A 13,196-nucleotide genomic window follows, 5' to 3' on the forward strand; every position below is an offset into this window, starting at 1 on the left:
GCTCCACGGTTTTCGCCGACTTCGTGTCCGCTGGGAACGACGCGACGACATCCATGAAGCCTTCCTCGGCCTCGCCACCTGTCTCATCACCCACCGACACGTCCAACGCCTTTGTTAGGGCCTCTTATGCCGAGGCCCTGTCGAAGTTCTCCGTCGTCCTCGCCGAGCTCCTCCTCCACCTGCGTGACGACCTGCCCGGCATCGCCTGGCCGGATCACTGGAGCGTTCTGGGCGGCGGCTGCGACCCCGGCGAGCACCCGGCCGCCGCGATCGTCCGCGAGCTCGACGAGGAAGCCGGCTTAGCCGTCGACGACCTGATCGAACTCTTCGAAATCCGTGACGAGCACGGCTCCGGCCAGCTGATCACGTTCTTCGCCGCCTCCTGGGACGGCGACGAGACCGCCCTGCCCCTCGCTGAGGGCGTCAAGCTCCAGTTCCTCGCCCCCGAAGGCCTCGAATTCCGCACGATCCCGCCGTTCATCCGGGACGGGATCAACCGCTACCTGGCCACCCGGCACGCCTGACCGCCCCGCCCTTGCGGGCGGGGCAGAGGTGGGGGCCGTCGGCGGCCCCCACCTCGCAAAGGAACCCCGTCATGAAGCTCACCGTCGTCGGCTGCGGCTACCTCGGCGCCACCCACGCGGCCTGCATGGCCGAACTCGGCCACGAGGTCCTCGGCATGGACTCCGACATGGACAAGGTCGCCGCCCTAAACTTCGGCAAAGCCCCCTTCCACGAACGCGACCTCGACGAGATGCTGGCCCGCCACACCGCCAGCGGCCGCCTGCGCTTCACCGCCTCCTACGCGGAGGCCATCGCCTTCGCCGACCTCCACTTCATCGGCGTCGGCACCCCGCAGCAGCCCGGCGAGAACGCCTACGACCTCGCCCATCTGTTCTCCGCCGTCCGCCAACTCGCCCCGCGCCTGAAGGGCCCGGCCGTCATCGCGGTGAAGTCCACGGTCCCGGTCGGCACCGCACCCCGCGTCCGCGACCTGCTGCACGAGTTCGCGCCCGCTGGCGACGCGATCGAGGTCGCCTGGAACCCGGAGTTCCTGCGCGAGTCGTTCGCCATCGAGGACACCCTCCGCCCCGACCGGCTCGTTCTCGGCTTCGAGACTGAGCACTCCTGGGCCGAGGCCGTGCTGCGACAGTGCTTCGACAAGATCATCGAGGCGGGGACGCCGACGATCGTCACCGACTGGGCAACCGCCGAACTCGCCAAGGCGTCCGCGAACGCCTTCCTTGCCACAAAGATCTCCTTCATCAACGCCATCGCCGAGGTCTGCGAAACCTCCGGCGCCGACGTCGGCACGCTTGCCGACATCCTCGGCCACGACGTCCGCATCGGCCGCCGCGGGATGCGGCCCGGGCTCGGCTTCGGCGGCGGCTGCCTGCCCAAGGACATCCGCGGCTTCATGGCCCGCGCCGGCGAGCTCGGCGTCGACCAGGCCCTGACGATCCTCCGCGAGGTCGACGCCATCAACAACCGGCGCCGCGAGCGCATGGTCGACCTCGCCCGCGAACAGCTGGACGGCAACCTCGCCGGCAAGCGGATCACCGTCTGGGGCGCCGCCTTCAAGCCGAACACCGACGACATCCGTGACTCGCCGGCTCTCGCCGTCGCCCAGAAACTTTACGAGCTCGGCGCGACCGTCACCGTCACCGACCCCCAGGCCCTCGACAACGCCCGCAAGACCCACCCCGAACTCGACTACATCGACGACCCGATCGCCGCCGTTCAAGAAGCCGACCTGCTGCTGCACCTGACCGAGTGGCCCCAGTTCTCCCACATCGACCCGCACCGCCTGGCCGCCCGCACGACGACCCCGAGGGTCATCGACGGTCGCGGCACCCTCAACACCGACACTTGGCGCGAAGCCGGCTGGACCGTCCGCGCACTCGGTAGGCCCTGACTCTCAAGGGGTGACCGTCAACTGGTGGACGCCAAGTCGCGAGGCGTACTACCTGTGGCACCGCACTCACACCTTCAAAGCCACACCGCCCCTGTGACTCTCAGCCGCGATCTCCGCGGTGCCCGGGCAATGGGCCCCGGGCACCGGTGGGGTGAGTCGGCGTACGCCCCCCGGGCGCGACACTTCGACTGTTCGCCCTCGAGCCCCGCTCCCAGAGCCGATGCACAGCTGATTGGCAAGCAGCTGGAGTGGCCGCGACTTCACGCCTACCTCGATCAGTTTGTCGCTCCGTCCTCTCACACCCTTGACCACCCTGTCATCGAGAAGCTGAGCATCGCTGCATTCGATCAGCTCATTCAGACGCTTCCGAACGTGCGTACCGGCCACTGTCAGAGGGCTGCCGTAGCTTGACGCCATGGACGAAATCGGCGAGCAATCCACCTCCCGTCCCGGCGTGGACCCCGTGCTGAGCCCACCAGTGGCTGGCGTGCAGGCCTACTACGCGGAGAACGCCGGCCGTCTGGCGCAGCGATATGAGAGCGTCACGTTCGAGGAGGTGCACGGCAAGGTGTTGGATCTGCTGCCGCTGGCTCCGGCGGTGGCACTGGATGTGGGGGCCGGCACCGGGCGCGACGCTGCGGCGCTGGCGCGGCGCGGTTATCGGGTGGTGGCGGTTGAGCCGACGCGTGAGATGCGGGAGGTGGCACGGCGCCTGTACGCGAGCGAGGGCGTTTGCTGGGTGGAGGATTGCCTGCCCGACCTTTCCCGGGTGGAAGGCAACTTCGAGGTGATACTGCTGTCGGCGGTGTGGATGCACCTGCTGCCGGGTGAACGTGAGCGGTCGATGGAGCGGATGGCCGCGCTCCTGGCACCCGCGGGACTGCTGGTGATCTCGCTACGACGGGGCGACCCGCCGACGGATCGCGTGATGTTCGATGTGCTTGCCGAAGAGGTCGTATGTGACGGGGAACGAGCAGGGCTACGGCTGGTGCGGCTCGTGGAGGCAGGTACCGACCAGCTCGGCCGTGCCGAGGTCTGGTGGCAGACCGTGGCACTACGCAAGGGGGAGGCGTGAGCGGACCGGCGAATTTCTACGCCCAGGACGCCTCGGCGCGGGCGTCGTGGCGGCTGGCGGTGCTGATGGGGGCCAACTCACGCACCTACAAGTTCGCTCTGGGCCAGGCTCTGCTGGAGTTCGGGCGCGAGGGGCAGGAGACCGTCCCACTTGCCGAGTTCGCCGCCATCTATGCCCTGGGCCCGGTGCGCCACGCGGCTCACAGCCCCCAGGCGCCGCAGGGTGAGAAGTTGGGTGAGAACGACTTCCTTACTATCGCCGCTGAGGAAAGCACCGCGACACTGGAGGCCGATTACCCCACCGATCGGCTGCTGGCGGCGGCAGTGCGCTCCATGCCAACGATGGTGATGCAGAAGTTCCACAACCTGCGCAGCGACACCGCGGTGCCCCACGCCTTCTATCAGCTGTTCGGAACGGGACAACATCGTTCGGTGGGCCTGACCCCCGACCTGCTCCAGTTGGCTCACTCGGAGCAAGCGCCTTCTCTGGCAGCCGAAGTGGGAGCCCGCTGGAACATCGTGGAGACGTCCTTCGCGGCGGGTATCGGCCGCAGCCTGGTAGAGGAGGGTGTCCTCCTCGACTGGGACACGCTGCAACTCACGGACAGGCGCCGCCGTCGGTCGGTAACCGGCATTATTGAGGCCACAGTCGGCTTCCAGCACGGTCGCTGCCTGATCTGTGACGATGTCTTGGGCATGAGTGATGGCATCGCCGTCGAGCACGTGTTCCCGTTCTCCCTGATGCGCAGCTTGGAGAGTGTCGACTCCTGGCACGGACCGGACCTGGATTCCCTGTGGAACCTCGCCCCCGCCCACGCCGCTTGCAACAGAACCAAAAGTGATCGGCTGCCCCACACACTCGAACTCGCACGACTGGCCGCCCGCAACGAGGCCATCATGCAGTCCCCCACCCTCTCCGCCGCACCCTGCAACACAGCCTGACCAAGGTCCATCCCGGCCGGCGAGTGCCCTCCTGGTCAGACTTCCTGAAGGCAGTACAGATCACCATCTGAGGCCAAGCACCCAGGCCTGGGACCGCGTAGAGCATGCAGCCAGTCGCACTGCTTCGGAGGCCCCATACGGCTCAGGCGATTCACCAGGTCAAGCCCTTACGGGCAGCCTCTCCCACCACGCCAAGCCGTCGTTATGGCTGCATGTCCCCGTCGGCGAGCGGCCCTGACGGCCGCTGCCCCCCAGACCGCGAGCAGCGAGGGGGTTCGGCGTGAGCGCTTAGGACGGCAGCCGGCCGGTATCGGCACCGTTGCTGGAGGCAAATCGACTAAAACTGGGTTAGGGCGGCGTGCGTGCATGGGCGACGTCCTTAGCCGCAAGTCTGACAGCAAATCCAGTCGAACAGGTGGACTACTCAACTGGCCAGCCTGGCAGTTGCTCAGTGGAAGGATGTCGCATGACGACTGCGCCTGCCGACTACAACGCCGGCGTGGACCCGGAGCGTGCCCTGAAGTACGCGGTCCAACGCATTAAGGGTGACCGCGCCCAGATCGTGGAAGGGGTTATCGAGCCGGTGTCGCCAACCTGGGACCATGAAGCGGCCGCAGAGGCGATCCGTGATCAGATTCGGCCACGCGCCCGCGAACTTGGCTGTGTGACAGGCTCCGGGTTGGTCGGGGAGGGCGAGACGAGGGTGCGGGGTGGAGCCGAGGGGGTCTCCTCGGACTTCGTTCTGGGTATTTTGGGTGGGCGCGGCTGGCCGAGCACAACCGCCAGGAAGATGACGACCATGCCGACAATTTGGAGGGCGGACAGCGTCTGGTCCTTGAAGAGGTAACCCAGCAGGGTCGCCACGATCGGGCTGCCCAGGGCCAGGAAGGAGACCGCCACGGCTGGCAGGCGTTCGATGCCTCGGAACCAGACGATGTAGCTCAGGACCGCGCCCAGGATGATGAGATAGGCGAACCCGATGACGTTGGAGCCGGTGAGACCGTTTGGCAGGTCTTCCAGCCACAGCCAGAACGGCAGCAGGACCAGACCGCCCGCCGTGAGTTGCCACCCGGTGAACGTGAGCAGACCCACGCCCTCCGGCCGGCCCCACCGCTTGGTCAGGGTGATGCCCGAGGCCATGCACAGCGCTCCGCCGACTGCGGCGAGGACTCCGATGGTGTCGAGCGACGCCGTGCCCCTGAAGACAAGCAACACCACGCCCCCGGTGCCCATTGCGCAGGCCAGGGCGTGGATGGCTCTGATCCTCTCAGCGAGGAAGAGGGCGGCGAGGATCACGACGAACATGGGCTGCGCCGACATGATCATGGCGGCGATGCCGCCCGGCAGCCGGTAGGCGGCGAAGAAGAGCAGGAAGTTGAAGGCGCCGATGTTCAGAATGCCCAGCACCAGCGCGCGCCACCACCAGATGCCGACGGGAAGCTTCAGGCCGAGGGCCAGCAGGACCAGGCCGCCGGGCAAGGCCCGCATGGTTGTCGCCAGAAGCGGCCGGTCCGGGGGCAGCAGCTCGGTGGTCACCAGGTAGGTGCTGCCCCAGACCGCCGGAGCCAGGCCGGTCAGGGCCGCCGTCAGTACATTCTGTCTGTTCTTCATCTTGCCTCAAATCCCGCGGGAATCAATGTGGTTCGCGACATCCGTCCGGCCGGCTCAGTCGAAGATCGGGGCGCGGTCGCGGCCGCGCTTCAGCTCGAAGAAACCGTCGATGCTCGCCACGGCCAGCACGCCGTCCCAGAGCGTTCCGGCGGCCTCGCCACGGGGGGCGGGGGTGAGAACGGGGCCAAAGAACGCCAGCGGCTTCCGCTCCGGTCCGGGCACGTGGATCACTGGGGTGCCGACCTCGGAACCGACAGGGTCCATCCCCTCGTGGTGCTCGGCCCGCAGCGGCTCGTCCCAGGAGGTGTCCTCCGCGGCCTCGACCAGGTCGGCGGGCAGAACCGCCTCCTCCAGGGCGGCGCGGATCATGTCGTGGCCGATCCCGACCTTCTCGCGGTGGATCAGACGTCCCATGGCGTTGTAGAGGGGGCGCAGCATCTCGTTGCCCTGCCGCTGCTGTGCCGCGACACACACGCGCACGCAGGCCCAGCCGTCGATCATGCCCTGGCGGTACTTCTCCGGGACCTCGCGGCCCTCGTTGAGGACCGACAGGCTCATGATGTGGAAACGAGTTTCCAGCGGTCTGGCCTGCTCCACCTCCAGCATCCAGCGTGAGGTGATCCACGCCCAGGGGCAGCAGGGGTCCACCCAGATGTCGGCGACGGTTGTCTCGGAACGCGGTGGCGTGGTGCTCATGGCGGTCGCTCGTCCTTTCGGTGTCACGGGCGCGAGGCCGCGCGCAGGCATGCCTCGGCGGTGTGCGCCCAGGTGCGGAGGTAGGGAAGGGGGCAGCGCAGGAGCGGCTTAGGGCATGCCGGTGGGGCCCGATCGCGGGCCCGCTCGGCAGAGTTGCTCCGAAAACGTTCCTGCTGTGTGCGGTCCTCACGAGTCTCGCGCCGGGGGTACCAATGAGTCCAACACATGCTTGTCACGTGATCGATCTCGAATCACGATGGATCCATGGAGCTCCAGCAGATGCGGTACGTGATCGCCGTGGCCGAGACGAACAGCTTTACGAGGGCTGCCCAACGCTGCCTCGTGGTCCAGTCCGCGCTCAGCCACCAGATCGCGCGCCTGGAGAAGGAACTGGGGGCGCGGCTCTTCGAACGCACCAGCCGCCGAGTCCGGTTGACCCCGGCGGGCGCGGCCTTCCTGCCCTCCGCCCGCCAGTGCCTGGATGCGGCGGAGCGGGCCGCCGCCGAAGTCGCGGCGTCCGTCGGGGAGGTGCGCGGACGCCTCGCGGTGGGGCTGATCCCCACTGTCGCTGCCGTGGACATTCCCGCCGTCCTCAGAGACTTCCACCAGCGTCATCCGAAGGCCCGGATCAGTCTCAGTGTGGGAGCGAGCGACGAGCTCGTCGAGCGGGTCAGGCAGGGCGAGATCGAAGTGGCCTTTCTCGGCATCCCGGTCACGGCCCGACCTCGGGGCGTCATGGCCCGGGAACTGGCCCGGGAGCGGCTGGTCGCCGTGGTCGCCCCGGACCACCCGCTCGCCGGCGAGACCTCGGTCGACCTCCGTCGGTTGTCCTCCGAGGTGTTCGTGGACCTCCCGGCGAAGACCGCCGGCAGGGCCCAGTCCGATCTGGCCTTCACCGCCGCCGGACTCACTCGCGAGGTCGCCTTCGAGGTGACCAACGCGGACTACTTGGCCCGTCTGGTCGGCGCGGGCCTGGGCGTGGCCCTACTTCCGCCCGCGTACGTCGCGGGCATGGCCGGGATGGTCACGATCGAGGTCACGGACGCACCAGCCCGCGCCGAGTTCGTGGTCTGGGGGCGGGAGAGCCGGACTCCGGCGGCCGCGGCCTTCATTGAGTTGTTGGGCATCGAGGAGGAGTGAACGCAGGTGCGCGCGGACGAGCCGGGACGCCCCATCCGATGCGGGTGGGGGCGCCCCGGCTCGTCCGTGACCGTTGTCGCCAGTACGGCTGGTAACTCTGAGGCCGTATCCAGGGGCGTCTTAGAACTCCTAACCGAATGACTCTTTGGGGTCGGCTGCCGGGCGTGGGGTGCTGTCGCGCAGCATGGGGTGATGGACTTCGAACAGCCGCTGCCTCGCGGTGAAGGTCATCGAATCGGCCTCGCTGTTCAGACTGGAGGAGCAGGCGGGTGACCTCGGCCTGAGCCAGCGGTTGGACCCGGCGTGGGTGCGAGCGAATGCGGCGCCCGACGGCACCCACTACCTGTGGCCGGTCCTGTGGCACAGCCTCTCCCACCGCCCGGACGTTCCACGTCACGTGCGGTGCGAATTGCTGATCACTCTGCGTGCGGGAGACCGCGTGCTGAGCCTGCTGGATGTGATTCCCGACGACTTCACCCCGCTGCCGAGGGTGACCTCACGCGAAGAGGGGATGCAGGTCAGGCGGCTCCTTGACCGAGCTCCTTCGGTCCGGGAATGGCTACTGCGGGAGGGCGAGGGCTCGGGCCTGCTGTGACAGGCGTCGCCAGCAGATGAGTGCGCATCCCAGGGTGAGGAAGGCTTTGTGGATGTCGTCGCGTATCTCCCAGCGGATTCGTAGGCGGCGGAACCAGTGCAGGTGGGCGAAGGCTCGCTCGACTACCCAGCGTTGAGTGCCGAGACCGGAGCCGTGTTCGAGGCCGCGTCGCGCTATCAGTGGCTTCACTCCCAGCGCGCGGACGAGGCGGCGGTACTTGTCGTCGTCGTAGCCGCGGTCACCGAGCACGACGTCGGGGCGGCGCCGGGGTCGGCCGCGTTTGCCCCGCACGGGCGGCACTGCCTGGAGCAGGGGGATGAGCTGGGTGACGTCGTTGCGGTTGCCGCCGGTCAGGGTGACGGCGAGCGGGACGCCAGTGGCATCGGTGATCAAGTGGTGCTTGCCGCCCGTCCTGCCCCGGTCGACGGGGCATCGTCCCCTCTTGGAGCCCCTTTTAGCGCTCTGATGGGGGAGCCGTCGACCGCCGTCAGGGAGAAGTCCAGGGCATCCGCGCTGCGGAGCTTGGCCAAGAGCGTTTCGTGAAGCCGGGGCTACATGCCGGCCTCGGTCCATTCGGCCAGGCGCCGCCAGCACGTCATCCCCGAGCCGAAGCCGAGCTCCTGCGGCAGGTATTCCAATGCGATCCCGGTATGCAGGACGAACAGGATGCCCTGGAACACCAGCCGGTCCGGATGCCGCTTCCGTCCCGGATGCCGGGCCCGACGCTCGACCCTGGGCAGCAGCGGCTCGATCACCGCCCACAACTCGTCATCGACTTCCCACGGCTTCGGCCGAGCCACCCCACGCTCCGATCAACGGTCCAGAAGTGATCCAACCACCTCGAAGATCATTTCGTTAGGAGTTCTTACTCCGTGCGGCTTCCTCATCCAGCTTGCTGAAATGGTCCACGACTCCGGCGCCAAGCCGGTGGTCCAACCGTTCGCGTGAAGGCCGCCACCATAGAGGTGGGTTGGAGACCGCTCGCGTGGAACCAGCAGGTGAACGCGCCGACGACCACATGCCCACATGTGCCTCCCTGTTGCGAGCTTCAGTCCCTGTTCTGATATGTGTCCCGGCTCTGAGCTGCAGGTCTACAGCGACGCTCCGGTCAGCGACTGAAGGCTTCATGTCCTCTCGACTCACAACCGGGCTTACTGGCCACAGACGCGTCCGTCCGGGCCGGAGCACGATTTCCCCTGGCGGGCGGCTGACACCCCCGTTCGGCTGGGGGCAGCGTGCTGTGCCCGGCTTGTCGTCGTACGGTCTGGCGGAAGGCCGCCTTTCAGACAGGACGGGCGGCTGCGGCCCACGCTCCGCAGATCGTTCTCAGCGCAGCTGTCGTCCCCCGGGTACTCATACCCGCAGGCAAGGCTGGGACGAGCGGCAGCTCCGCGGCCGCGTCCACGTCGAGCAGCAGCCAGGAGAACACGCGAACGCGGCGTTGCAGCGCGTTCCATTAATCGGGCCGAAGATCTCGGTGCGGTCGAAGTCTGCGTCCATGGCCTCAGCCCCGCCACAGCGGAGATACGGGCCGGGTACGCCAACGACAGCTGGACCCACTACCTCGCAGCTCGGACATGACGAGGAATGACCGTGTGGACGTCGCTACGTCCTTGCTAACGTCTGCGGCATGAAGCGCGCTGCTATGACGACGACGCCGGAGAGTGTCCCGGCGCGCTGACAGATGATCTGATCCGAAGCCCCTGGGCAAGTGCCCCGGGGCTTCGTCGTAGGCCCGGTCACTTGCTCCGCAACCAGCAAGGGAGACCGCGATGACCACCGTGCACGACCACCGCAAGCTCGGCCGGGGACTGAGCCTGTTCGACACCGACCCGCTCATCGGCGCCGGCCTGCCGTTCTGGCTGCCCGACGGCGCGGCCGTGAGGCACACCCTGGAGGAGTACATCCGTACCGCCGAGCTGCGGGCGGGCTACCAGCACGTGTACTCACCGGTCCTCGGCAAGCGGGAACTGTACGAAATCTCGGGCCACTGGGCGCACTACAGCGACGACATGTTCCCCCCGATGGACCTCGGCGGTGAGCAGGTCGTCCTGCGGCCGAGCCTGTGCCCCCATCACGCGGTGATCTACCGCTCCCGCTCCCACAGTTACCGCGAACTGCCCCTCCGCATGGCCGAACTGGGAGGCATGTACCGCTCCGAGCTCTCCGGTGTGCTCGGCGGGCTGACCCGGGTGCGGGCGATCCAGCTCAACGACGCGCACATCTTCTGCACCCTGGACCAGGTCGCCGGGGAGGCACAGGCGGCGCTGGAGATGATCCGCCGGGCGTACAAGGCGCTCGGCATCTCCCCGACCCGGTACCGGCTCTCCCTCCCGGGCCCCGGCGGCAAGTACGTGGCCGCACCCGAGAAGTGGCAGCGGTCCACCGCCCTGCTGACCGACGTCCTCGACCGCTCCGGCCTGCCCTACGAGGCAGCTGAGGGAGAAGCGGCCTTCTACGGCCCCAAGATCGACGTCCAGGTCACCGACGGTGCCGGCCGGGAGTCCACCCTGTCCACCGTCCAGGTCGACTTCCACCAGCCCGAGCAATTCGACCTGCACTACATCGGCGCGGACGGCGCCAAACACCGCCCGGTCATGGTCCACCGCAGCATCATCGGCAGTGTGGAACGTGCCGTCGCCCATCTCATCGAACAGCACGGCGGCGCCTTCCCCGCCTGGCTCGCCCCTACTCAGCTGGTTATTCTCCCGATCTCCGACACCGAATTGCCGAACGCCGTAGCACTCGCCGAGCGATGCACCCATCTCGGACTGCGTGCCCAGGTCGCGGGACCGGAACGCGGCAGCCTGGGCGCCCGTTTCCGAGAGGCCCGCCTGGTTCCTTATCAAGCCGTCATCGGCGCCAAGGAGGGTCGCACTGCGCTTGCGTGACGGACGCCGGCTCGACCCACAGCCGGTCAGCGACGTACTCACCCGCATCAGCGCTCTCATCGGTGCCCAGAGCACCGACCTGTGGGCGGACGCCGCCTCGTAACAGGCGTCGCGATCAACGCCTGCTGCCGCCCGGCGCGAGGAGACCAGTGAGTGATTTTTGCGATGGCGTCGGACGAGGGGTTGAAATGACGGCGGACGTTCTCCGGCTCCGGCCTTCTTGTGTCTCGACTTGGCCATCGGCATCAGCCTGCTGGCTCGGGCCTCGCCAGGCTGGGCGAGGCCCGAGCGACGGTAGTCGTGTCGGCCCGTCCCGACCTCTGCCCGGCAGTGGGCTCATCGCCAGGGGCGCGAGTCTGGGGTGACCGAATGGCGCACGGCTGAAATACCACCTCTTCACCAGTAGAACAGCGGCGTCGTGGCGGCGGAGTACCGGGTCTGGGTGGAGACGCCAGCGATGGTTTCGGTCCGTCAACGACCTCGACTACAGCTCGGTCCCGCCGATCCCGCTCCCGCCGCCCTCAGTGATCGCTGAGGCGCTCGGCCTGCGCCGCCTGTCCGGCTGGGTCCCGCGGAAGGCTGGTCCTGGCCGTGGCCTCGCCCAGGGCATCGTCCACTCTGTCGACTGCGCCGAGGCCCCGAATTATGCGCCCCGGCTCGGCTGGAGCGCGCCCTGGAGGTTGCCGAGCAGCCGGGCGTCCGGCTCTGCTCCCTCTGCGCTGCTGCGGCCGAGCTCGACCCCGTGCTCCGCGGTTTCGGCCAAGGCTTCGGCGACTGATCACATACATCAGACACTGTGGGACACGATCAGCCGGCTTGTCAGCTCCGCCGGGCCTGACCTGCGGCAACGCCCGGCCCTTGGTGACGGAGCGCGGAGGGGGTGATGGAGGAGTCCACGGAGGGGACTGCTCGTCCCGGTCAAGGGTCTACTCGGGCTCGTCTGCGGTGCTCGCTACAGGGCGCTCCTGAAAGGTGGGGCGGGTCTATCCCGCCATTCACTTCGTACAGGTGCGGTCTTCGGCTCTCGTGTGATGCCGGTCTTGAAGAACCTCTCCGTCGTAACCGCATCGTGATCAGCCGGAAGGGGAGAGCTCTCCCCCGTCAGCAGCCCGACGTTCCCAGATCGCAAGAACACGACTCCTCACGGGCGGTCGATAATTCGTTGGTTGGCGTACCGGGCCGGGACCTATGGTCTCGATCATGTACTCGGTCCTGCACAACTGGCAGTCTCTGCGCATCCGTTCGGTGACTCGGACTCGGTGCTGACCCGAGCGTTCCGTCGGCACCTGGTCATCCGCGCACTGTTCACCGTTCGCCTCAGGATGACGAGGATTCCTTCATGCGCATCACCGCACACCCCACCTTCGTATTTGTTCCCGGCGGGTCCGGCAATGCCCGTGCCTGGGGGCCGCTGCAGAACGAGCTGGCCCTCCATGGGCACCGTTCGTACGCCGTAGACCTGCCCGGTCACGGCGACCACGCCGATCACCCGGCCGCCTACTACCGCCAGCCGCAGGACCTTGCAGCACTGGCCACCGCGCCCTCCCCGATGCGAGGCGTCACGTTGCGGGACAACGTGCGCCACGTGGTGGACGTCCTGCACCGGCTCGCCCCGCTCGGGCCCCTGGTCCTGGCAGGCAACAGCTTCGGCGGCCTGACCGTCACCGCCGTCGCGAACGCCGTGCCCGAACTCCTCGACCGCGTCGTCTATCTCTCCGCGGTCTGCCTCAGTGACCCAGCGATGGTCACCGAGAAGTGGGACGTCCTCGACGACAACTTGCTGGACGCCGCAGCAGCACGCATCACCGTGCCGCACCCAGGGAATCAGGGAGTGGTACGGCTCAACTGGCGTGCCGCTCAGACCGACTCCGTACTGTTCGCGCAGCTCAAGACCGCCGTCATGGCCGACTCCACCGACCACCAGTTCCGGATGCTGCTCGACTCTATGGACCCGGACGAGAACTACGCGGTACTGGAGGAAGGAGCGGTGGCCCTGGCGGGGCGATGGGGTAGGGTCCCCCACACCTTCGTACGCCTCACCGAAGACCTGAGCATCCCCCCGGCCGTCCAGGACTACATGGTCCGCAAGGCCGACGAACTGAACCCGGAAAACCCGTTCGACGTCCGCACCCTGGCCACGTCACACGTCGGATACTTCAGCCGCCCACACCTCTTCGCAGCGCTGTTGGCCGACCTGGTCCAGGCAGCGCCGATGTAACAGGGCCTCCCGACCGGGTGCTGCAGCAGTTCGGAGTCGAGCATAGCCAGACAGTGGAGACCACGGTGCTGGTGAGAAATTTGCGGGAGAACTCGACTCCACGGAAAGTGAGCC

The 13,196-nt window shown here is 67.7% G+C and carries 9 protein-coding genes and 4 pseudogenes; 10 read left to right on the top strand and 3 right to left on the bottom strand.

All coding sequences use genetic code 11. From position 1 onward, the window contains the following. The 6 genes and pseudogenes from E2E34_RS36335 to E2E34_RS36345 form a co-directional block, all read left to right on the top strand. Window positions 1-118, top strand: a pseudogene (locus E2E34_RS36335) (IS5/IS1182 family transposase); the annotation flags it as partial. Between the two features lie 109 nt (window positions 119-227). Continuing rightward, window positions 228-524 (top strand): NUDIX domain-containing protein, encoded by a 297-nt coding sequence (locus tag E2E34_RS36340; RefSeq protein WP_244315601.1) that lies wholly within the window; start codon window positions 228-230, stop codon window positions 522-524. 71 nt (window positions 525-595) lie between these two features. Further along, a complete protein-coding gene (locus E2E34_RS09935) occupies window positions 596-1,915 on the top strand; it encodes a UDP-glucose dehydrogenase family protein (RefSeq protein WP_138901539.1) in 1,320 nt (439 codons plus the stop codon). 415 nt (window positions 1,916-2,330) lie between these two features. Then, window positions 2,331-2,990 (top strand): class I SAM-dependent methyltransferase, encoded by a 660-nt coding sequence (locus E2E34_RS09940; RefSeq protein WP_138901540.1) that lies wholly within the window; start codon window positions 2,331-2,333, stop codon window positions 2,988-2,990. After that, window positions 2,987-3,931 carry an HNH endonuclease family protein gene (locus tag E2E34_RS09945; RefSeq protein ID WP_138901541.1) on the top strand — a complete coding sequence of 315 codons (945 nt, stop codon included), beginning with the start codon at window positions 2,987-2,989 and terminating at the stop codon, window positions 3,929-3,931. The genes E2E34_RS09940 and E2E34_RS09945 overlap by 4 nt, the downstream gene beginning before the upstream one ends. A 466-nt stretch (window positions 3,932-4,397) precedes the next feature. After that, window positions 4,398-4,610 (top strand): annotated as a pseudogene (locus tag E2E34_RS36345) (Uma2 family endonuclease); the annotation flags it as partial. On the opposite strand, the gene E2E34_RS09955 reads toward E2E34_RS36345, so the two are convergent. Continuing rightward, window positions 4,562-5,542 carry an EamA family transporter gene (locus E2E34_RS09955; protein WP_138901542.1) on the bottom strand — a complete coding sequence of 327 codons (981 nt, stop codon included), beginning with the start codon at window positions 5,540-5,542 and terminating at the stop codon, window positions 4,562-4,564. The pseudogene E2E34_RS36345 and the gene E2E34_RS09955 overlap by 49 nt on opposite strands. Window positions 5,543-5,596: 54 nt before the next feature. Then, window positions 5,597-6,238: a mycothiol-dependent nitroreductase Rv2466c family protein gene (locus E2E34_RS09960; protein ID WP_138901543.1), complete on the bottom strand. Its 642-nt coding sequence runs from the start codon at window positions 6,236-6,238 to the stop codon at window positions 5,597-5,599. A 264-nt stretch (window positions 6,239-6,502) separates the two neighbouring features. Here E2E34_RS09960 and E2E34_RS09965 point away from each other — a divergent pair, with 264 nt between their 5' ends. Both E2E34_RS09965 and E2E34_RS09970 read left to right on the top strand, forming a co-directional pair. Next, window positions 6,503-7,378, top strand: a complete 876-nt coding sequence (locus tag E2E34_RS09965) for a LysR family transcriptional regulator (RefSeq protein ID WP_138901544.1) — start codon at window positions 6,503-6,505, stop codon at window positions 7,376-7,378. Window positions 7,379-7,598: 220 nt separating this feature from the next. After that, complete coding sequence (locus E2E34_RS09970; protein ID WP_244315600.1) at window positions 7,599-7,973, top strand: hypothetical protein; 375 nt, start codon at window positions 7,599-7,601, stop codon at window positions 7,971-7,973. Here the strand turns inward: E2E34_RS09970 and E2E34_RS09975 are convergent. Then, window positions 7,938-8,773 (bottom strand): annotated as a pseudogene (locus tag E2E34_RS09975) (IS5 family transposase). The gene E2E34_RS09970 and the pseudogene E2E34_RS09975 overlap by 36 nt on opposite strands. Window positions 8,774-9,754: 981 nt before the next feature. On the opposite strand from E2E34_RS09975, the pseudogene thrS reads away from it, so the two are divergent. Further along, window positions 9,755-10,967: pseudogene (gene thrS, locus E2E34_RS09980) on the top strand (threonine--tRNA ligase). A gap of 1,236 nt (window positions 10,968-12,203) precedes the next feature. Then, entirely contained in the window at window positions 12,204-13,082 is an 879-nt protein-coding gene (locus tag E2E34_RS09990) for an alpha/beta hydrolase (RefSeq protein WP_138901545.1), read from the top strand. Window positions 13,083-13,196 lie beyond the last annotated feature (114 nt).

The sequence above is a fragment of the Streptomyces albidochromogenes genome, assembly GCF_005981925.1.
In the GTDB taxonomy this organism is placed as follows: domain Bacteria; phylum Actinomycetota; class Actinomycetes; order Streptomycetales; family Streptomycetaceae; genus Streptomyces; species Streptomyces albidochromogenes.

Bases quoted from the DNA above. Each gene is read 5' to 3' on its own strand.
- E2E34_RS09935 (WP_138901539.1), top strand. From the start codon at position 596: ATGAAGCTCACCGTCGTCGGCTGCGGCTACCTCGGCGCCACCCACGCG.
- E2E34_RS09940 (WP_138901540.1), top strand. From the start codon at position 2,331: ATGGACGAAATCGGCGAGCAATCCACCTCCCGTCCCGGCGTGGACCCC.
- E2E34_RS09955 (WP_138901542.1), bottom strand. From the start codon at position 5,542: ATGAAGAACAGACAGAATGTACTGACGGCGGCCCTGACCGGCCTGGCT.
- E2E34_RS09960 (WP_138901543.1), bottom strand. From the start codon at position 6,238: ATGAGCACCACGCCACCGCGTTCCGAGACAACCGTCGCCGACATCTGG.
- E2E34_RS09965 (WP_138901544.1), top strand. From the start codon at position 6,503: ATGGAGCTCCAGCAGATGCGGTACGTGATCGCCGTGGCCGAGACGAAC.
- E2E34_RS09990 (WP_138901545.1), top strand. From the start codon at position 12,204: ATGCGCATCACCGCACACCCCACCTTCGTATTTGTTCCCGGCGGGTCC.